Below are 20,071 nucleotides of genomic sequence, written 5' to 3'. Positions count from 1 at the left end.
GCGTCCCTATTTGACGGGGACGGGGTCGGTGGCCTCGACGGTCTCCGCGTCGGACGCCTCGCCTCGGGTGTTCGCGGCGCGGAGGGCGACGACGGCGGCGACGGCGAGGAAAACACTGCACACCAGGAGCGCCCTCGCGAAGCCGGAGGTCAGCGCCTCCGCGACGGGCTTGCCGTCGGCCAGCAGGCCGTTCGTGTGGGACGTGGCGACCGCGGAGAAGATCGCCAGGCCGAGCGCGCCGCCGATCTGCTGCGAGGAGTTGAGCAGCGCGGCGGCGAGCCCGGCCTTGTCCGCGGGGACGTTCGCGTTCGCGGCGGTGGTGATGGCGACGAACACCACGCCGAGGCCCAGCGAGGTGACCAGCAGGCCCGGCAGGAGATCGGTGAGGTACGCGCCGTCCACCGGGATGCGGGACAGCCAGAAGATCCCCGCGCCCGTCACGAGCAGGCTCCCGACGATCAGCGGGCGGGTGCCGGTGCGGGCGAGCAGGCTCGGGGTGACGCCCGCGGCGATGCCGACGCCGAAGCACAGCGGCAGGTACGCGGAGCCGGTCTTCAGCGGGGAGTAGCCGAGGACGTTGACCATGTAGAGGCTGAGGAAGAAGAACATCGAGGCCAGCCCGGCGACGGCGACGAGGTAGGCGACGTCGGTGACGGCGAGGCCCCGCACGCGGAAGATCGACAGGGGCAGCAGCGGGCTGCGGTGGCGCTGCTCGTTGACGGCGAACGCGGCCAGCAGCACGGCCGTCCCGGCGAGGCCGCCGATGGTGCGGGCCGAGTCCCAGCCGACCTCGGGGGCCTTGACGAGGGTGAAGACGAGCAGCAGCATGCCGCCGGTGACCAGGGCCGTCCCGCCCAGGTCGAAGCTCTTCAGGCGGGCGGAGCGGCGGTCGCCGTCCACCAGCAGGAACAGCCCGATGATCACCAGGACGCTGACCGGGAAGTTCACGAGCATCACCCAGCGCCAGCCGAGGCCGTCGGTGAGCAGCCCGCCGAGCAGGACGCCGGCCGCGTTCGCGCCGCCCGCGACGCCGCCCCAGACGCCGAGCGCCTTGGCGCGGTCGCCGCCCTCCTTGAACATCGTCGTCAGGATCGAGAGCGTCCCGGGCAGCATCAGCGCCGCCCCGGCGCCCTGCGCGAGCCGCGCCCCGACCAGCATCCCGGAGTTGACCGCAAGGCCGCCGGCCAGGGACGACAGCGAGAACAGCACCGTCCCGACGAGGACGACGCGGCGGCGGCCGAGCAGGTCGGCGAGGCGTCCGCCGAGCAGCATGAACCCGCCGTAGGTGAGCAGGTAGCCGCTCGGCACCCACTGCAGGTCCTGGACGGAGAAGTCCAGGTCCTGCCGGACGGCGGGCAGCGCCACGTTGACGATCGAGGCGTCGATGAAGTCCAGGAACGCGATGGAGCACAGCAGCGTCAGCGTCAGCTTGCCGCGCCTCGTCGCGAGGAAGGACTGGGTGTCCGTCATGAAGACCTCCGAGTCGGATTTGTCGCGTCCCATGAGCGGATCGGCGCGCGGGAGTGTGACACGGACGCCCCCGGATGAGGCCCACATCACATTCCGGCCCGCGATGTCACACTTCGGGGGCCCGCGTCCCTCTAGGGGTGGAGAGGACGGAGGTCAGCCATGCCCGAAGGCATCACCGAGGACGCCGCGACGCGGGTGTTCGCCGATCATCGGGAGCTGCTGTTCTCGGTCGTCTACAACCTGCTCGGCAGCGTCGCCGACACCGAGGACGTGCTCCAGGAGACGTGGCTGCGCTGGGCCGCCAGGAACAGCGGCCCCGACGGTGCGGGCGGCGGGGGCGACATCGAGAATCCGCGGGCGTACCTGGTGCGGGTCGCGGTGAACACCGCGCTCGCCCGGCAGGCTGACATCAGCCGCCGCCGCGAGACGTACGTGGGGCCGTGGCTGCCCGAGCCGCTGGTGGCCCGCGCGGACGCGGGCGAGTCCGCCGAGCGGACGGAGGCGGTGTCGATGGCGCTGCTCGTCGTCCTGGAGACGCTGACGCCGCTGGAACGGGCCGTGTTCGTCCTGCACGAGGTGTTCGGGTACGCGCACACCGAGATCGCGCCGATCCTGGACCGGAGCCCGTCCGCCGTCCGGCAACTCGCCCACCGGGCGCGCGAGCACGTCCAGGCCCGGCGCCCCCGCTACCAGGCCGATCCGAAGGTGCAGCAGCAGGTGACCGAGCGCTTCCTCAAGGCGGCCCTCGGCGGCGACCTCGCGTCGCTGCTGGAGCTGATGGCACCGGACGTGACGCTGTGGCGGGACGCGGGCGGCAGGCGCGGCCCGCTGCGCCCCATCCACGGCCGCGACCGGGTGGCGCGCGTGATCACCGGCACCGCGCACCGGGAGGAGGCCGAGCGGCTGGAGATCCGGTACCGGACCGTCAACGGCGACCCGTCCGCGGTGCTGTTCGACGCGGACGCCCCGTTCGCGGTCATGGTCCTCGACCTGGACGCGGACGGCGACCGCGTCCGCGGCATCTACGCCGTCGCCAACCCGGACAAGCTCGGCCACGTCGGGGACTAATTTCCTACCATAGAAGTAGAAATAGTTGACTATGCCTCGTGGACATGGTTCATTGGGAGGCGTGGGGTTCCCTTCCGCGACCGGGTCCGGTGTGGGTGGCACCGGACCCGGTGCGGCGTTTCACCAGGTGGAGCGGCCGCTGACGCCGTGCCGGTGAATGGTGTCGCGCTCCCGGGGAAACGGGTCCCCATGGACATACCCCGGACGGTCGTGATCACCGGGCACTTCCCACCGGAGCCCGGCGGGGTGCAGACGTTCACCTGGGAACTGGTGCGCCGCCTGCCCGCCGACCGGCTGCTCGTGGTCGCGCCCGCCTGGCCCGGGGACGCCCGCTTCGACGCCGGACTGGACTTCCCGGTCGTCCGCCGGCACGCCTACCTGCTGTTCCGCGGCCTGCGCAGGCTCGCCGCCCGGCACGGCGCCGACGTCGGCTGGATCACCGCCGCCGCCCCGTTCGCCATGTACGCGCCGCTGGTGAAGGCCGCGGGCGTGCACCGGCTGATCGGCTCCACGCACGGCCAGGAGCTCGGCTGGTTCCGCTGCGCGCCCACCCGCGCCGCGCTGCGCGCCGTGGCCCCGGCCTTCGACGCGCTCACCTTCCTCAGCATGGGGACGCGCGGCGAGATCGCGGCGGCCCTCGGCGACCGGACGCGGCTGATCCAGCTCGCCGGGGCCGTCGACCCCGTCCGGTTCCGCCCCGGGCTGGACGGCCGGGCGGTGCGGCGGCGGCACGGCCTCGGGCAGGGGCCCGTCGTCCTCAGCGTGTCCAGGCTCGTCCGCCGCAAGGGCCATGACCTGCTGCTGGACGCGTGGCCCGACGTCGTCCGGCGGCATCCGGGCGCCCGGCTGGTGATCGTCGGCGACGGCCCCATGCGAACCCACCTGATCGACCAGGCAGCGCGATCGGCGCCGGGCACGGTCACCGTCCCCGGGACGGTCTCCGCCGCGGACCTCCCCCGCTACTACGCCGCCGCGGACGTGTTCGTCCTGCCGTGCCATGACACCCGGCGCGGGCTCCAGGTCGAGGGGCTCGGCCTGTCGGTGCTGGAGGCGTCGGCGGCGGGCCTGCCGGTCGTGGTCGGACGCTCGGGTGGCAGCCCCGAATCCCTCCTCGACGGGCGGACCGGCGTCCTGGTCGACGCGTCCCGCCCGGACGGCCTCGCAGGCGTCCTGCACGACCTGCTCGCGGACCCGGGCCGCGCCCGCCTCATGGGCGAGAACGGCCGCAGCTGGGTGTGCGAGAAGTGGAGCTGGGACCGGGCGGCCGCCCGCCTCGCCGCCCTCCTCCGCGGTGCCCCCGTCCCTCCCGAGGAGCACGGGGGGCCGTCCCGCGAAGGCGAACCGGACCGGCAGGACGCTCGGCTTCGGGACGCGGTACGGGGGGTCGAGCCCGCATGGGACTCAAGGAGAGCCTGAACCGCCGCGACTTCCGGCGGCTCATGGTGGGCCAGACGGTCTCCTCGTTAGGCGACTGGATGGGGACGCTCGCCCTCATGTACTTCGTGCTGGAGCTGAGCGGATCCACGACGGCGGTGGGCGGCGTCCTCGTGCTGCGCCTGCTCCCCTCGGCGCTGGGCGCGCCGGTCGCGGCGCGGGTCGTCACCCGGTGGCGGCGCCGCTCCGTCATGCTGACGTCCGACCTGATCCGCTTGGGGATGGCGGTGGCGCTGCCCGTCCTCCCGTGGCTGTGGTGGGTGTACTTCTGGGCGTTCGCCATCGAGGTCGTCGGCCTGTGCTTCCTCCCCGCCCGGGACGCCTCCATCCCGTACCTCATCGAGGACGACGACGAAAAGAAACACGGCCGCGCACACGACACAGGAACCCTCGAAGTCGCGAACGGAATCACGATGGCCACGTCCTACGGCATGATCCCCGTAGGCGCTGGCCTTTTCGGTTTGATGCTCTGGGCGTCCAACAATGCGGGCTGGGAAGGCCACTGGCGCTACGTCGTCGTGTTCTGGCTGAACGCGCTCACCTACCTCGTCTCCTATTTCGCGATCCGCTCCATTCCCGACCTCGGCCCGGCGCCCGGGGAACGGTGGGCCACCGAGCAGGAGAAGAAACAACAAGGCAGCTTCCTGGACGCGCTGCGGCTCCCCGTGGTGCGCGGCGTCCTGCCCGGCGTCGCGGTCGTCGCGCTCGGCCTCGGCGCGCTGTTCTCGCTCGGCGTCGTGTTCGTCAAGGACGTCCTGGACGCGAGCCCCGTCGGCTTCGGCGTCCTGGTGGCTCTGTTCGGGGTCGGCGCGATCACGGGGCTGATCATCGTCCGCAACGGCCGATGGCCCCTGATGACCCAGATCCGGACGGCCACCGCCCTCCAGGGCGCGACGATCGCCACGATGGGCGCGGTCGCCTCGATCACCTGGTCGTTCATCGGCGCCATCCTCTTCGGCGGCGCCGCCACCGCCGCGCTCGTCGGCGGCATCACCTACATGCAGGAGAGCCTGGAGGGCTACCGCCGCAACCTCGCGCTGACCGCGTTCCACGCCGTCCTGCGCTTCGGCCTCGCCCTGGCCGCCCTCCTCGCGGGCGCGGCGTCCGACCTGCTCGAACGGTGGGACGTGAGCCCGCTCGGCATGGTCCCGCCCCGCCTCGTCCTGGCCCTGTCCGGCCTGGTGGTCATCGCTGGAACGTTCCTCATCCGCACTCCCGACCCACGCACCCGCCGAAGACACAAACCCACCTGACGCAACGGGTATGGGGATGTCACCCCTGGGATAGAAAGAGACGCATGGACTTCAAACTGGAACTGGTCGCGGTGCCCGTCTCGGACGTCGACCGCGCGAAGACCTTCTACACCGAGCAGGTCGGCTTCAACGCCGACCACGACCACCGGGTCAGCGACGAGATCCGCTTCGTCCAGCTCACCCCGCCCGGCTCGGCCTGCTCGATCGCCATCGGCACCGGCCTCGGCGCCGAGATGGCCCCCGGCACCCTCCACGGCCTCCAACTCGTCGTCGCCGACGCCGACGCGGCCCGCGCCGAACTCGCGTCCCGCGGCGTCCAGGTCAGCGACGTCCACGACTTCCCCTGGGGCCGCTTCGTCTATTTCAAGGACCCGGACGGCAACGGCTGGAACGTCCAAGAAATCCAATCCCCGAAGTAGACCGCCCAACCACGCCTAGAGCAATGGTCAAGACCTGTGGATCAAGATCTTTAGACTACTTTCCGGCAGGCTTGATCGGGTAGGCGATGACATGGTGGAACCGTCTTAGAGGGTTCGCGATAGGTCGCAGTCCGGTTCCGCGATGGCCAGGAGGTCTCATGCCCCGTCCGACCAGCGACGTGCAAGCATTTGAAGCCCACGCGACTGACGCCGACCTCGACGATCTGCGCGCACGGCTAGCCGCGGCGCGGCTGCCGGAGGCCGAGACGGTGTATCGCACCGCGCCCGACCCACGCCGATGGGAGCAGGGCGTTCCTCTCGCCGACCTCGTCGAGGTCGTGCACTACTGGCGCACCGGGTACAACTGGCGGTCGTTCGAAGAGCGCCTTGACCGCATCGGCCAATTCCGCACGACCATTGATGATCTGGGCATTCACTTCCTGCACCGCCGATCCGCGCGCGCAGATGCCACTCCTGTGATCCTGACGCACGGCTGGCCAGGCAGCATTGCCGAGTTCGTCCACGTAGTAGGCGAACTGGCAGATCCGAAAGATGCGGACACGCCGGCGTTCCACGTCGTGGTCCCTTCGCTACCGGGCTTTGGTTACAGCGACAAGCCGACCGTCACCGGGTGGGGAACCGAAAAGATCGCGGCCGCATGGGTGGAACTGATGGGAAGGCTCGGCTACAGCAAATTCGCAGCCCACGGCGGCGACTGGGGAGGCAATATCACCACGGTTCTCGGCGGCAGGTTTCCGGAGCACGTCCTCGGCATCCACACGACGTTGGCAGTGGCACCGCCCGGGTTGACAACGGACGGGCTGACAGCGGTCGAGCGCAGGTGGACCGAGGAAACCCGCGATTTCTACGAGGGGCCCCACGGGGCATACGCGAAGCAGCAGGCAACCCGGCCGCAGACCATCGGCTACTCGCTCGTCGACTCACCGGTCGGGCTTCTTGCCTGGATCCTTGACAAGTTCGCCGAGTGGTCGGACACCGAAGACAGCCCGTTCGAGACGATTTCCAGAGACCGCATTCTTGACGACGTCACCCTCTATTGGCTGACGCGGACCGGCGCATCGGCGGCCCGCATCTACTACGAAAGCCACAGCTCGCTCGATCCCGCACTTCGGGTCGACGTCCCGTCGGCAATCACCATGTACCCCCGCGACATCGAGAAGTGTCCGCGCCCCTGGGCACAGGAGCGGTACCGACAGATCGTCCGATGGAGGTCACCCGAAAGCGGGGGGCATTTCCCGTCGCTGGAGGTCCCCGAGTATTTCGTCAAGGACCTGCAAGAAGGTCTCGCGGCAGTGCTGGCCGCTCATCGGTGAACACAGACCGACCGCGATCGGTCTGCCCCTCCCGCTTCTCCTTGCGGGCTCCCGTAGGTCCACCCGCCACGCGGACATACAAGGGCCTCACACCTGATCGTGGTGTGAGGCCCTCGCCCGTCTTCCGAACGCGGTTACCGGTCGTACCGTCCAGCCTGGATGCCGCTCACCAGGGCCCCGAAGGCCGCGCGGTCGAAGGCCAGCACGGGCCCGTCCGGATCCTTGGAATCCCGGAACGCCACCACCGAAGCCGCCCCGCCAACCTCAACGCAGGCACCTCCTTCTGAGTCGCTGCGGGAAGCCTTCCGCCAGGACGCGACCTCAACGCAGGTGCCGCCATCGGAGCCACTGTGCGAACTCTTACGCCAGTGGACGGATGAAGGGTTGGACGTGCTCATGCGACCTCCCAGTTGTGGCTACCGGTCGTACCGTCCTGCACGGATGTCACGCGCCAGCGCTCCGAACGCCGCGTGGCCGAACGCCAGCTTCGGCCCGTCCGGATCCTTCGAGTCCCGGACGGCCACGATCGACGCAACTCCGGCAACCTCGATGCAGTTGCCCCCTGAGGCGTCGCTGTACGTGCTCTTGCGCCAGTTGCTGGGTGACAGGTCGGGGGTGCTCACGTGCCCTCCATGATCGTCTGTATCAATGTGGCGGATTCCGCCACTGACAGCGCCTGAGATCTTGCCACATTGAACACTACGGCAAGGCTCCGAACCGCAGCCACGTCAGCGAGCATCTGACCATTTCCGCCAGCCCCCTCGATGTACGCGACCTCCGCTGCCCTTTCGAAGGTAAGGACCTGGAACCCAGTCGCCTCGAAGACATATGCGCAGGCCGGGAGAACTTGAATGGAGACGTTTGGCAGCTCAGCCAAATCCATCAACCGCTTGCATTGCACATCGCGGACCTCTGGAGGGACATCGCGGAGGACAGACTCCCGAATCAACAGGAACACGATAGGCGCCTTAGGACCCGTCAGCACTGCCTGCCGCTCCATGCGGATAGCGACTAGTTCATCGACCTTGTCCGCCCGTATCCCACTGCTGAACATCAGGCGGGCGTACTCCTCCGCCTGGAAGAGACCGGTGATGAGCACAGGCTCGTAGATGCTGATCTGCGCCGCCTCTTTCTCAGCATCGATCAGCGGCCTGAACCCACGGGGGATCAGACCGTTCTTTCGAGCCTCAGTGTGCTTCTCCCAGAAGCGGCGGAAGGTGCCGCCCAATTGGAAGTAGGTGTCCAGATCGTCGGCGAGGCCCTCGGACGGGGGCTTCTCGAAGGTCTCGACCTTGGCGATCCACTGCGGGGTGCAGCCCAGCGCCGCCGCGAGCTTGTTCCGGGAGAGGCCGGACGCGTCGCGCCTCGCACGCAGCTCGTTGACAAACACTTCCTGGTAGGCGGAGCGGTTCGTGTCGTTTGAGGATGCCATCGGGTGCCTCCCGGGTGTCGGCCCGTCGCGTCGGGGGTGTCGCCTCACTCGCTCGGGTGTTCATCGGGGGGTGAGCGGTTCGTAGCTCAGCGTAACCCACCGCTGGAAGGCTCGCCTGTCGAAAGCCGAACCGATTCGCAGGGAATTCCGACCCGTGAACGATCAAGAACGAGCACGTCTTCAGGAGTTGTATCCGGCCTGGCACATTCGCCGGCCCCCGACGATGGAATGTCTGGTGGCCACTCGCCTCGGTCGTCCCCTGACGAACAGGGAGATGTACCACGGTCTGTGCACCACCATCGTCGAGGACTCGTATGTGTTGCTTAGCGAGGCCCTCGCCAATCAGCGCAAGATCGAGGAGGGCCTGTGATCTCCGTCCTCGTGATCGTCGGCCTGGCGCTGGTCATTGGCTTCGCGGCCTGGATGCTGATCCTCTTCGTCGGCCTGGCCATTACCAACAACGGTTACGTGGGCAGGCACCGCTGATCTCCCGGAGCGGCCGTCGTGCTCGGTGCCTGCCCCCTCCCCCAGGACAAGCAGGCACCGATCCCCCAGGCCGGCGGCCGCTCCGGGGCACCATCCGCTCAAAGCAGGATGAGGTGGTTGAAGGGACGGGGTGGGGGCTGGTTCGGTTGGCCGGATGGGGACTCATGAAGGCGGGGCCAGCGCGCGTGGGCGGTTCATGTGGGCTCGGTGGGTGCTGGTCATTGGGTTGTGGGCAGTGGCCGGGGTCATCGCGCTGTGCGTGCCGATCATTGGGTTCAGCTGGTTCTTCGGTGGGGTGGAGCAGATGGGGGACGCCTCGGCGCTCGCTGATCGGGGGCGGCCCGCGATCGGGGTCGTGCAGGACGTGCGGGTGGAGAGTCAGGGGCCGGGCATGGGCGTCAAGAAGGACGTCCTGGTCCGGTTCAGTGCGTCGGACGGGACGCGGCACGCCGTCTGGGCGCCCGGGGACGAGCGGGTGGGGGCTGCCGTCCGGGTGCTCTACGATCCGCGGGATCCGGAGAACGCGTCCACCGAGTCGGTGACGAAACAGCGGGTGGGCGGTGTCACGCGCATCGGGGGCGGCGCGGTCCTGTCCTTCGGGTTGCTGTTCGCGTACGTGGTGTTCGGGTGGAAGCGTTTGCGGGGGCTTCGGCGGACGTCCAAGGCGGACGGTTGACCGTTGCGTGGGGGATTTCTATCCTGAATGGTTGTCCGGCGGTCGACACGGGAGGGGAAAGGGTGTCATTACAGGCGGAAGAGGAGACGTTTCGCTTTCAGGCGGAGGCGGCGCAGATCCTGGATCTGATGGCCAATTCGCTGTACAGCAACAAGGAGATATTCCTGCGCGAGCTGGTCTCGAATTCTTCGGACGCGATCGATCGGCTGCGAATCGAGAGGTTCTCCCGTCCGGAACTGGCCGAGGGCGAGGACGAAGGCGAGCCGCGGATCCGGGTCTCGTTCGACAAGGACGCGGGGACGATCACCGTCGCCGACGACGGGATCGGGATGAGCCGGGACGAGGTGATCGAGAACATCGGGACGATCGCCAAGTCCGGCACCTCGGAGTTCCTCCGGTCGCTGAGCGGCGACCAGCGGCGGGACACCGCGCTGATCGGCCAGTTCGGCGTCGGTTTCTACGCCGCGTTCATCGTCGCCGAGCGGGTGGTGCTGACCACGCGGCGGGCCGGGCTGCCCGCGGACGAAGGCGTGCGGTGGGCGTCCGACGGCAAGGGCGAGTACACGCTTGAGGCCGTCGAGCGGGCGGAGCGGGGCACGACGATCGTGCTGCACCTGCGCGACGGCGAGGACGAGCTGCTGAACGAGCACCGGCTCCGCTCGATCATCAAGCGCTACTCCGACCACATCGCCCGGCCGATCACGGTCGGCGAGGACGACAGCGCGGTGAACCAGGCGTCGGCGCTGTGGACGCGTCCGAAGGGCGAGCTGAGCGACGGCGACTACAACGAGTACTACAAGCAGCTCACCGGCGACTTCACCGATCCGCTCGGTCATGTGCACGCGAAGGTCGAGGGGCGGTACGACTACACGCTGCTGCTGTTCGTCCCGTCGCGGGCGCCTTATGACCTGTGGATGCCGGAGCCGGCGCAGGGCGTGCGGCTGCACGTCCAGCGCGTGTTCATCCTGGAGGACACCGGACGGCTGCTGCCGCGGTACCTGCGGTTCGTGCGCGGGATCATCGACTCGGCCGACCTGCCGCTGAACGTGTCCCGGGAGATCTTGCAGGGCAGCCAGGCCATCGACCACATCCGTGCCAGCGCGGTCAAGAAGCTGCTGCGGCTGCTCACGGACATGGCCGGCAGGGAGCCGGAGAAGTACGCGGAGTTCTGGACGCAGTTCGGCGCCGTCCTCAAGGAGGGGGTGTTCGACGATCCCGCCCACCGGGAGGAGATCGCCGGGCTGCTGCGCTTCACCTCGACCCGGTCCGGCGGGGAGGCCCGCGTGTCCCTCGGCGACTACGTGTCCGGGATGAAGGACGGGCAGGACAAGATCTACTACCTGCTCGCGCCGGGGCTGTCCGACGCCGCCGCCAGCCCGCACCTGGAGGCGTTCCGCGCGAAGGACATCGAGGTGCTCCTGCTGGACGACGCCGTCGACAACTTCGTCGTCACCGGACTGGCGCAGTACGAGGGGAAGCAGCTGCAGTCCGTCGCGCAGGGTCCGCCCGACTTCGGCGGCATGGCGGACGAGGCGGAGAAGGAGGCCGCCGAGCGGGCGGGCTCCGACTATGCCGGGCTCCTCGGCAAGCTCAAGGCGCACCTGGCGGGCAAGGCGTTCGACGTGCGCGTGACCAGCCGGCTCACCACGTCGCCCGCGTGCATCGTCGCGAACGAGGCCGAGACCGACTTCACCGTCGCGCGGCGGATGCGGGGGTCGGGGCTGCCCGCGCAGCCGATCCTGGAGATTAATCCTGGGCATCCGCTGGTGGAGCGGCTCAACGGCGGCCAGGACGACCCGCGCCTCGCCGACTGGGCGCACGTCCTGTACGACCAGGCCGTGCTGACCTCCGGCGCCCGCATCGACGAGCCGGGCGCCTTCGTGTCGCGGCTCAACAAGTTGCTGGTGTCCCTGACGGACGACGAACCGCCCGCTCAGACGGAGGGCGAACCGTCCGACCGGACGGAGGACGAACCGGCCGGCCGGACGGAGTGCGAACCGGCCGTTCAGACGGGCGGCGACGAACCGGTCGGCTGAGGGTGTGATGGAAGGGTTCGGCGGCGGCCGGTCGTCCGGCCGCCGCCGGGTTCAGCGGGGGATGTGAGGGCGCGCGTCAGGCGAGTTCACTGCGCGCCCGGGTCTTGAGCGCCTCGGCGAACCGCGCCCACTCGTCGGCGCAGCTGAGCGCCAGGTCGGCGACGAGCGGGACGCAGTGCGCCGGGATCTCGCCTTGGACTTCGGACCACTCCTGAGCGCGCAGCGACCGCGTGCTCAGCATGCGCAGCAGCCCGCGCCCCGCGTCGGTGAGCCGCAGGGACGGGTCGCGCTGCAGCTTGCGGAGCGCGAGCTCGGCGTCGGGCGCCCGGCGGTGCCGCCGGAACGCGCCGGTGCCGCCCGCCGTGACCGTGCCGCCCGCCGCGGCCCGGTCGCGCTGCTCGGCGCGCAGTTGCTTGTCGGGGACGGGGTCGTCGCCGCGGCCGAGCCGTTCCCGCACGTCCAGCGCCGTGGCCGGGGAGATGCCCGCCTGCTCGGCGATCTCCCGGAGCGAGGCGCCTGGACGCTCGGCGAACAGCCGGGCGGCGAGCCGGCGGCCCGCGGCGCCGTTGATCGGACGGACGCGGCCGTCCCTGCCGATCCGGGCCTCGGGCTGGTCCCGGACCGCGGTGGTCCGGGCCCTGATCCTGGCGACGGTCGTCGCCGCCAGGCCCACGACCTCGGCGATCGAACGATCCGACCAGCGCGGATGCGAGGCCAGGATGCGCACCGTCGCGGCCTCGCGGTCGGTCGTCGACAGCGGCAGCCCGTGCCCGATGTTCGCCTTCACCGCGGCGACGAAGGCGTCCTGCTGGGTGCCGTCGAAGAACCGCACGCCGATCTCGGTCCGCCCGTTCTGGACGGCGGCGCGCAGCCGGTGCATCCCGTCGAGCACGGTCATCGTCTGGCGATGCACCAGGATCGGCGGGAGTTCGTTGTCCATGCCCGCGAGGACCCGGACGTGCTCGGGCTGCTCGCCGTCCAGGCGCGGGCTGTCGGCGTAGGTGAGCGCGGCTATCGGAACCATCGCAACGGCGTCCGTGTGCAGGACGCTTAATCGACCTTCAGCTGATTGCCCCAATTCCATCCCCCATAGTTTTGAAGCACAATCTGGAAAACTTCTCATTGGTTCCGGGTGACCTTTAATGGGCCGGCGTCCCCTCCTCTCCTGATCGCTCGGATTCCACGAAACGGGACAGCCGGGCCACGCCCTCGGCGATCTCGGCGTCGCTGAGGTAGCTGATCGACAGCCGGATCGTGTGCTCGCCGCCGCCGTCCGGATAGAAGTACGACATCGGCGTCCAGATGACGCCGAACCTTTCGGCCGACCGGGCCAGGCAGGCGTTGTCCGCGCGGAACGGCACCTGGAGGGCGAGGAAGAACCCGCCTCCCGGCTCGTTCCACGCGACGCCGAGCCGGTCCCGGACGGCGGCCGGGAACCGCCGTCCGAGTTCGCGGAGCGTCGTCCGCATCGCGTTGCCGTAGTAGGCGGACGTGTCGCGGTTCAGCTCGGTGACGCCGCCGTCCCCGGCCAGCAGCGCGCCCGCGATGACCGCCTGGCTGAGCGCCGGGGTGTTCACGGTCACCATGCTCTTGATCTTGGCGAGCTGGGCGGCGAGCGGGCCCGTGCGGCCGGCGGCGTCGACCACCTCCTGGTCGGCGACCACGAACCCGACGCGCGCGCCCGGCAGCACGGTCTTGGAGAACGAGCCGAGGTGGATCACGGTGCGGCGCCGGTCGAGGCTTTTCAGGGTGGGCTCCTGCGGACCCGGGCTGACCAGCCGGTACGGGCTGTCCTCCAGGACCAGGACGCCCTCCCGCGCGGCCAGGTCGAGCAGCTCGCGGCGGGCCGCGAGCGGCATCGTCACGCCGGACGGGTTGGAGTGGTCGGGGATCACGTAGACCGCGCGGACCCTGCGTCCGGACGCCGTCTGCGCCTGGATCGCCGCTTCGAGGGCCGGCGGCGACAGCCCCGCGGGGCCCTCCTCGACGGGCACCACCTCGATGCCGAGTAGCCGGGCGGCACCGGTGATCCCCATGTAGCAGGGGGTGGAGACGAGCAGGACGTCGTCCGGGGCGCCGAACAGGGCGCGCAGCACCAGGAACATGGCCTCCTGGCAGCCCACCGTCACCACGATCGACTCGGGCGCCGCCTCGATGCCCTCGTCCCGGCGGAGCGCGTCGGCGACGAACCCGCGGATCATGCCGGCGGACGGGCCGTACTGGAACAGCGCGTCGCGGATCCGGCCGGGCGCGGCCCCCTCCCCGGCGAGGTGGTCGATGTACCGGCGGAGGTGGCGGAAGACGTCCTCGACGTCGAAGAACCCGTCGTAGGGGCGGCCGGGGGCGAACGAGATCGCGTCGGGATACCGCGCGGTGACCTCGTTGAGGAAGTTCATCGTGTCCATGACCGGGTCGGCGATGGCCGGGAACAGGTCGAGCGCCCCGGTTCCGGAGGCGGTTCCGGTAGCGGCTCCGGGGGCCGTTCCTGCGGTCGTTCCTGGGGCCGTTCCTGGGGCGGTTCCGACATGATCTGTCCAGGTCATGGTTCGCTGACTCCCCGTTTGATCGGCGCGATCCCTCCAATTTCCACGGGCGGCCGTTGTCCAGCAAGGCCGTCCGGCGGGCCACATTGTGACGGCGTTAAAGGGTCGTCTTTTCCGTGAGCGGCTGCCTACGATCGCATCACCCTCGTGGCCCAAAGGAAGAGGCGGACCACTTAAAATGGTCACGGTGTCGGTTCGAATCCGATCGAGGGTACGAGTCGGACAAATCGGAATTCAGGCACTTTTTCGCAGGCGCTCGCGCCTCAGTCGCCGTCCAGGCGCTCGACACGATCGGCGAACTCCGCCCAGAGCCGCGCGCATTCCAGCGCCAGCTCGGCCACGGCGCCGCCCCGATGCGGCGGCACCCCGCCGGTCAGCCTGTCCCACTGGCCGGCGTCTCCGGTGTGGGCGAGGAGCAGCCTGAGCAGCGCCCGGCCGTCCTCCGACTCCTGCAGCGCGGGCTCCGACCGGAGCCGCTGCAGGTCGGGCCGCGCGACGGCCGCCTGCTCGCCGCCGGGGGCCCGCTCCGGCACCGGGCCCTCCCCGCGCAGCGTCCGGTTGCGGACGTCGCGCGCCGTCTCGTGCGAGATGCCCGCGCGCCGCGCCACCTGCCGCAGCGACAGGCCCGGCTCCCGCTCCATGATCTCGGCGGCGGCGCGGCGGCCCTCCGCGCCGTCCACCGGGCGGCTGCGCCCGTCCCGGCCGACCCGCGCCTGGCCCGCGCCCGAGTCCCCGAGCCCGCCGCGCACGTCCGCCACCGTCCGCGCGGAGATGCCGGTCAGCGAGGCGATGACCCGGTCCGACCACTGCGGATGCGTGCCCAGGACGCGGGCGGCCGCGGCCTTGCGCTCGGCGAACGACAGCGGGAGGCCGTGCGCCAGGTTGGCGCTGACCGCGAGCACGAACGCGTGGTCCTCGTCGCCGTCGAAGAAGCGGGCCTCGATGTGCTCCTCGCCGCGCCGCCGCGCCGCCAGCACCCGGTGCCGCCCGTCGATCACCCGCATCGTCGGCCGGTGGACAATGATCGGCGGCAGCGGCTCGGTCGCGGCGGCCAGGACGCGCACGTGCTCCGGGTCCTCGGCTCGGCTTCTAGGCGATCCCGCCAGGGACAGCGATGTGATCGGCACCAGCACCGGCCGCTCGTCGACGGACAACGGCAGCCGGTCGCGAGCCATGGCCACGCTCACCTCTCGTCGATCCCGCCGACCCCGCCGACCCGGCCAATCCCGCCGATCCGGCCGATCGCGTCGATCCCGTCGATCCCGTCGGTTGACGCGGCGTGCGTGTCCAACTGTCCAATCCCCGCACTTGGACGCCGTCCACCGGGCCCGCGACCGCGTCGCCCGCCGCCTCGGGAGCCGGTGCGGGGGCGGCGCCGCCGACCAGGCCGGCGAACTCCGTCCAGCCGGCCGCGCAGTCCCGGGCCAGCCGGACGATCGCGGCCCGATGGCCGGACGGCACCGCCGCCACGAGCCGCTCCCAGTCCGCCAGGCTGAGCGAGGTGAGGCTCAGCAGCCGGAGCAGGTCGCGTCCTGACTCCCTGAACCGGACCGCCGGGTCGGCCCTCAGCCGTTCCATGAGGGCGTCCCGGCCCGGCGCCGCCGCCGGCGTCGCCCGCGCCTCCTGCGGCACCGGTTCCGGCGGCGCGGACGGGCCGTTCAGGAGGCTCTGCTTCAGCGTCCGGACGGTCTCCGGGGAGATGCCCGCGACCCGGGCGATCTGGCGCAGGGAGAGCGTGGGGTCCTCGATGATGAGCCGGCGCGCGATGTCCCGGCCCTCGGCCTTGTCGACGGGCCGGACCCTGCCGTCCCGGCCGAGGCGGACGTCGCCGTCCGCGCCGTCCCCGAGCTCCTCCCTGCGGATCTCGGTGACCGTGCCCGCGGAGAGGCCGGTCACCGCGGCCGCCATCCGGGCCGACCAGCGCGGGAAGGAGCGGACGATCCGGCGCGCGGCGCGCTTGCGGTCCGCCAGGGTCAGCGGCAGGCCGCGCGCGGTGTTCTCGCTGACCGCGAGGACGAAGGCGTCGGTCTCGCCGCCCTCGAAGAGCCGCACCCTGATCGTCTCGTCGCCGCGCGACCTCGCCGCCGTCAGCCGGTGCAGGCCGTCGATCACCCGCAGCGTCGGCCAGTGCACGATGATCGGCGGCAGCGGTCCTGGGACGGCGGCGAGCGCCGCGGCGTGGTCCGGGTCGACGCCGGCGGATCGCGGCGAGTCACCGTCCGCCAGTAATCGGACCGGGATCTCCAGGCCGCCCTCGGCCGTGACGCGCGCTCCCTCGATCTCGATCCGCGAGCCGTCGGCCGGACGCCTTAATGCCGGTGCGTCGTCCATCGCTGTGCCCCCTCAGCGCGCCCCGCCGGGCGTTCCGTTTCGGCCGGGCTCGCGCCGGGCCGACCCATCTCCGGCGCCAGGATCACACGGCGGCCTGAGCGGCGACAAGCGGCCGGGGGCGCCCGCCGGTTCGGCTCCATTGGCGCGCCATTAATACACCACCGCCACGGATGCTGATCACTGAATGCCACCGAGCTGAACACTTCTGTTGATCTGAAAGTAATAGGTGAGTTCTGGATCACGCAACGTAGCCGCGGAGGGGCCGCGGGAACCGGTCTGACGGGCGGAAGTGGTCTTGCACAAGCTGGTCAATAGGGGTCACAATGCCCTCACCCTCCGGCTGTCCGGATGTGGCCGCGAGCGCGCTACCTGGCAAGACGCTCGCTAACCTGAGTTGCGACAGGACTGGCCCGTTCTTTCTGGCACCTCCTGCCAGAACAAACCTTGTCGAATCGAACTCTAAAAGCGGCGTAAGGGGATGCCCCGGGGGCTTCTGGCGTCCCGTTTTGAAGGCCCCGTACCTTTGATCTTTGATTCAGTGCCGGCCCGGCCGGCGGTTCGGAGGCGTGAGAATACGCATGCTTTTCCACATGTTGGGCGGCCTGGAGATCAGGGTGTCCGGAGAGCAAGTCGCCCTTACCCCTCCCAAGCAGCGCGCGATTCTCGCGGCGCTTCTCCTCGACGTCAACCATGAGGTCCCGATCAGCCGGCTTTCCCGGTTCATCTGGGACGACCGCCCGCCGGCGACCGCGCAGACCACGCTGCAGTCCTACATCTACCGGCTGCGGCAGTTCCTCCGCCCGCTGGCCGTGGAGCTGAAGACCTCGAACGACTGCTACGTGCTGGAGGTCCGCCCCGCCGAGATCGACCTCTGGCATTTCCGGCAGCGGGTCCGCGAGGCGCGCGAGAAGACCCACGACGGGCGGCTGGACGAGTCCGTGGCGGAGTACCGGAGCGCGCTGGCGCTGTGGCGGGGCGGCGCCCTGTCCGCGATCCCGGGCGAGCTGGTCCGGCAGGAGGCCCGCTTACTCGAGGCGGAGCGGATAGCCGCCTATGAGGAGCTGTTCACCGCCGAGATCAGGCTGGGCAACCACCGGCAGATCATCCCGGAGCTGCAGAAGGTGGTCACCGCCCACCCCTTCCACGAGTCGCTCACGGCGCTGCTCATGCTCGCGCTCTACTCGTCCGCCCGCCAGGCGGAGGCGCTGCAGCACTACCGGCAGGTCCGGCGGCGGCTGCGCGACGACCTGGGCATCGAACCCGGCCAGGAGCTGCAGGAACTGCACCAGTCCGTGCTGGAGCAGCAGCCCGCCGAAGAGATCGTCGCGGCGAGATACGGCACGCGCCGCCCCTCAGAGGTCGCATAGCGCCACCGGAACGCCGCGGGCGTGCGCGGCGAGCACGCGCGCTACTGCGGGCGGGCAGCGGATGGCGGGGGCGGCGCTCGCCGGACGGGTCAGCGGCCGGTCCAGACGGGGGGCCGTTTCTCGGTGAACGCGCGAACCCCCTCGACGGCGTCGTCGCTTTCCCTGCGCCGCCGCTCCCACGCGTAGTCGGCGGTGAAGGCGCCTTCGAGCGGCAGGTCCACCGACGTGTACGCCGCCTCCTTGACGGCGCGGACCGCGAGCGGGGCCGCGGCGACCAGGTCGGCCGCCCACTCCGCCACCCGCTCGTCCAGCAGCTCGGCCGGGACGACCTCGTTGACCAGCCCGTACCGGAGCGCGGTCGCGGCGTCCATCCGGCGGCCGGTGAGCAGGTGCCCCAGCGCGACCTTCTGCGGCAGCTGCCGCATCAGCCGGAACACCCCGCCCGCGCCGGGCACCAGCCCGAGCCGCACCTCGGGCAGGCCGAACACCGCCCGGTCGGACGCGATGATCAGGTCGCAGGCGAGGGCCAGCTCGAAGCCGCCGCCGAGGGCGTAGCCGTCGACGCGGGCGACGACCGGCTTGCTCATCGTGAACCGGTCGGTGAGCCGCGGATGGCCGGGCCGGCCGCGGCTGCCGAACGTGGTGGGCGAGGCACCCGCCCGATCGAGCCCGGCCCGTTCCTTGAGGTCCTGGCCGACGGAGAACGCGCGGTCCCCGGCGCCGGTGAGGACCGCGACGCGGACCGCGTCGTCGGCCTCCACGTCGTCCCAGATCTCCGCGAGCTCCTCGTGCGTGCGCAGGTCCATCGCGTTCAGCACCCGCGGACGGTCGAGCGTGACGTGGGCGACGTGGTCCTTCTTCTCGTAGCGCACCCGCGGCCCGGTCATCGCGTCCGCGCCCCGAACCGGCCGACCTTGCCGATCACGTCCGCCCCGTGGATCCGGCGGGCCTGCTGGACGGCGAACTCCGCCGCGTACGCGCGCAGGGCGTCCGGCGGTTCCTCGGCGAGGTTCAGCATGCGCCGGTTGGCGAGCACCGCCTCCCCGGCGAGCCGGGCCAGGGCGCGCTCGATGGCGGCGTCCATCCCGTCCGGTTCCACGACCTCGTCGACCAGCAGCCGCGCGGCGGGCTCCGCCGCGCGGATCCGGCGGCCGCCGAGGACGATCTGCCGGGACAGCCGCGGCCCCGCGAACCGGCTCAGCCGCAGGTTGGCCATGCCCGGGACGATGCCCTCCGCGGCGGCGGGCAGGCTGAGATGGGAGTCCGCCGCGGCGATCACGTGGTCGAGGACGAGCAGCAGCTGCATCCCGCCGCCGATCGCGAACGTGTCGACGGCGGCGGCCCACGGCTTGCCGTCCGGCCCCCGCCAGCGGTCGCCCGGCCCGTCGCCCGACAGGCCGCGGACGATCTTGTGGAGGTAGCCGAGCTCGCGCCGGAGCAGGAAGCCGACCAGCGAGATGTCGCCGGAGCCGAGCTTCTTGAGGTTGACGCCGGCGCAGAACACGCGCCTGCCCCGGTACCGCGGATGGCTCATCTCACCCCCGCGGATCAGGCCCACCCGGACGGACGGGTCGAGCAGCGCGAGGTCGACGGCCGTCTCCATGTCGTCCACCTGCTGCTCGTCCTCGGCGTTCAGGCAGTCGTCCCGGCACAGGGTCAGGTGCGCGACGCCGTCGCGCCGTTCGAGCAGGACCGCCTCCATCCGCACCACGCCGGTCCGGGTGAACTCCGGCAGCAGCCGCAGGGCACGGGGCGTCGGCCGGAGCATGGCGTCGAGCAGATGCGGGCCCGCGACGGGAGACCGGAGGACGCCGCGCAGGAAGATGCCCTGGTCGATCTCCCTGCCTTCCTTCCCGGCCTGCGGACGGGCCCGCTCGGCCGCCATCTGCGCCGGTGTCGGGCACAGCCCCGGGAAGGCGTCCGCGGCGGCGTCGACGAGTTCGTCAAGGCGCAGATACTTCGCGCGCCCACCGGTGAGGACGTCGTACACCTCGACGGCATGCTCGTCCATGAACGCGGTGCGCAGCGCCCGGACGTCCTCGTGCGCCGCCGCAGCCGCCGCCTTCTGCTCGTCCGAACGTTCGTCCGGACCGGGAAGCGCCGCGATCACCCGTTCAACCACCCCAACCGCCGCCGCCAGCCCGGCACCCGCCCGCTGAAGCCCCACGCTCCGCCCGCCCAACCCGGCCCCGCCGTTCGGGGTGGTCGGGGGGTTCGGGGTT

Annotated in this window: 18 protein-coding genes and 1 tRNA gene; 9 read left to right on the top strand and 10 right to left on the bottom strand. The window is 70.9% G+C overall.

Annotated features, from left to right (window positions below; all coding sequences use genetic code 11):
- Positions 1-6: 6 nt before the first annotated feature.
- Complete coding sequence (locus tag ACH35V_RS35580) at positions 7-1,470, bottom strand: MFS transporter (protein WP_395979263.1); 1,464 nt, start codon at positions 1,468-1,470, stop codon at positions 7-9.
- Between the two features lie 159 nt (positions 1,471-1,629).
- Between ACH35V_RS35580 and sigJ the strand changes: the two genes are divergently transcribed.
- The 5 genes from sigJ (at position 1,630) to ACH35V_RS35555 (ending at position 6,978) form a co-directional block, all read left to right on the top strand.
- Positions 1,630-2,538 carry an RNA polymerase sigma factor SigJ gene (sigJ, locus tag ACH35V_RS35575; protein WP_395979262.1) on the top strand — a complete coding sequence of 303 codons (909 nt, stop codon included), beginning with the start codon at positions 1,630-1,632 and terminating at the stop codon, positions 2,536-2,538.
- 189 nt (positions 2,539-2,727) lie between these two features.
- A complete protein-coding gene (locus ACH35V_RS35570; protein ID WP_395979261.1) occupies positions 2,728-3,954 on the top strand; it encodes a glycosyltransferase family 4 protein in 1,227 nt (408 codons plus the stop codon).
- Positions 3,933-5,225, top strand: coding sequence for an MFS transporter (locus ACH35V_RS35565; RefSeq protein WP_395979260.1), 1,293 nt, complete (start codon positions 3,933-3,935; stop codon positions 5,223-5,225). Before ACH35V_RS35570 ends, ACH35V_RS35565 begins: the two co-directional genes overlap by 22 nt.
- Before the next feature lie 44 nt (positions 5,226-5,269).
- On the top strand, positions 5,270-5,644 hold the full coding sequence (locus tag ACH35V_RS35560; RefSeq protein WP_395979259.1) for a VOC family protein: 375 nt from the start codon (positions 5,270-5,272) through the stop codon (positions 5,642-5,644).
- A 158-nt stretch (positions 5,645-5,802) separates the two neighbouring features.
- The gene (locus tag ACH35V_RS35555) at positions 5,803-6,978 is read left to right on the top strand and encodes an epoxide hydrolase family protein (protein ID WP_395979258.1); all 1,176 of its coding nucleotides are present in this window, start codon (positions 5,803-5,805) and stop codon (positions 6,976-6,978) included.
- 134 nt (positions 6,979-7,112) lie between these two features.
- On the opposite strand, the gene ACH35V_RS35550 is transcribed toward ACH35V_RS35555, so the two are convergent.
- From ACH35V_RS35550 to ACH35V_RS35540, 3 genes are read right to left on the bottom strand one after another with little or no spacing between them, the layout of a single operon-like run.
- Entirely contained in the window at positions 7,113-7,376 is a 264-nt protein-coding gene (locus ACH35V_RS35550; protein ID WP_395979257.1) for a DUF397 domain-containing protein, read from the bottom strand.
- Positions 7,377-7,394: 18 nt separating this feature from the next.
- Complete coding sequence (locus ACH35V_RS35545) at positions 7,395-7,601, bottom strand: DUF397 domain-containing protein (RefSeq protein WP_395979256.1); 207 nt, start codon at positions 7,599-7,601, stop codon at positions 7,395-7,397.
- On the bottom strand, positions 7,598-8,410 hold the full coding sequence (locus tag ACH35V_RS35540; protein ID WP_395979255.1) for a helix-turn-helix domain-containing protein: 813 nt from the start codon (positions 8,408-8,410) through the stop codon (positions 7,598-7,600). Before ACH35V_RS35540 ends, ACH35V_RS35545 begins: the two co-directional genes overlap by 4 nt.
- A 721-nt stretch (positions 8,411-9,131) precedes the next feature.
- On the opposite strand from ACH35V_RS35540, the gene ACH35V_RS35535 reads away from it, so the two are divergent.
- Both ACH35V_RS35535 and htpG read left to right on the top strand, forming a co-directional pair.
- On the top strand, positions 9,132-9,572 hold the full coding sequence (locus tag ACH35V_RS35535) for a DUF3592 domain-containing protein (protein ID WP_395979254.1): 441 nt from the start codon (positions 9,132-9,134) through the stop codon (positions 9,570-9,572).
- Between the two features lie 62 nt (positions 9,573-9,634).
- Positions 9,635-11,608: a molecular chaperone HtpG gene (gene htpG, locus ACH35V_RS35530; RefSeq protein ID WP_395979253.1), complete on the top strand. Its 1,974-nt coding sequence runs from the start codon at positions 9,635-9,637 to the stop codon at positions 11,606-11,608.
- 76 nt (positions 11,609-11,684) lie between these two features.
- On the opposite strand, the gene ACH35V_RS35525 is transcribed toward htpG, so the two are convergent.
- On the bottom strand, positions 11,685-12,632 hold the full coding sequence (locus ACH35V_RS35525) for a ParB/RepB/Spo0J family partition protein (protein WP_395979252.1): 948 nt from the start codon (positions 12,630-12,632) through the stop codon (positions 11,685-11,687).
- A 115-nt stretch (positions 12,633-12,747) separates the two neighbouring features.
- Entirely contained in the window at positions 12,748-14,151 is a 1,404-nt protein-coding gene (locus ACH35V_RS35520; RefSeq protein WP_395979251.1) for a PLP-dependent aminotransferase family protein, read from the bottom strand.
- A 141-nt stretch (positions 14,152-14,292) separates the two neighbouring features.
- On the opposite strand from ACH35V_RS35520, the gene ACH35V_RS35515 reads away from it, so the two are divergent.
- A tRNA-Leu gene (locus ACH35V_RS35515) sits at positions 14,293-14,365 on the top strand.
- 49 nt (positions 14,366-14,414) lie between these two features.
- Here the strand turns inward: ACH35V_RS35515 and ACH35V_RS35510 are convergent.
- The gene (locus tag ACH35V_RS35510; RefSeq protein WP_395979250.1) at positions 14,415-15,326 is read right to left on the bottom strand and encodes a ParB N-terminal domain-containing protein; all 912 of its coding nucleotides are present in this window, start codon (positions 15,324-15,326) and stop codon (positions 14,415-14,417) included.
- On the bottom strand, positions 15,241-16,482 hold the full coding sequence (locus tag ACH35V_RS35505; RefSeq protein WP_395979249.1) for a hypothetical protein: 1,242 nt from the start codon (positions 16,480-16,482) through the stop codon (positions 15,241-15,243). Before ACH35V_RS35505 ends, ACH35V_RS35510 begins: the two co-directional genes overlap by 86 nt.
- A 590-nt stretch (positions 16,483-17,072) precedes the next feature.
- Between ACH35V_RS35505 and ACH35V_RS35500 the strand changes: the two genes are divergently transcribed.
- Positions 17,073-17,849, top strand: a complete 777-nt coding sequence (locus ACH35V_RS35500; RefSeq protein WP_395979248.1) for a BTAD domain-containing putative transcriptional regulator — start codon at positions 17,073-17,075, stop codon at positions 17,847-17,849.
- Between the two features lie 89 nt (positions 17,850-17,938).
- Here the strand turns inward: ACH35V_RS35500 and dpgD are convergent, their stop codons facing one another.
- Both dpgD and dpgC read right to left on the bottom strand, forming a co-directional pair.
- Positions 17,939-18,736 (bottom strand): enoyl-CoA-hydratase DpgD, encoded by a 798-nt coding sequence (gene dpgD / locus ACH35V_RS35495; protein WP_395979247.1) that lies wholly within the window; start codon positions 18,734-18,736, stop codon positions 17,939-17,941.
- A partial coding sequence (gene dpgC / locus ACH35V_RS35490) for a (3,5-dihydroxyphenyl)acetyl-CoA 1,2-dioxygenase DpgC (protein WP_395979246.1) occupies positions 18,733-20,071 on the bottom strand: 1,339 nt, incomplete at its 5' end. The genes dpgC and dpgD, both read right to left, overlap by 4 nt.

Origin of the sequence: Actinomadura sp. 1N219, assembly GCF_044326405.1 — a bacterium.
Classification (GTDB): domain Bacteria; phylum Actinomycetota; class Actinomycetes; order Streptosporangiales; family Streptosporangiaceae; genus Spirillospora.
The sequence above is the reverse complement of the archived record's forward strand: the minus strand, read 5'-3'. Positions and strand labels throughout refer to the sequence as shown.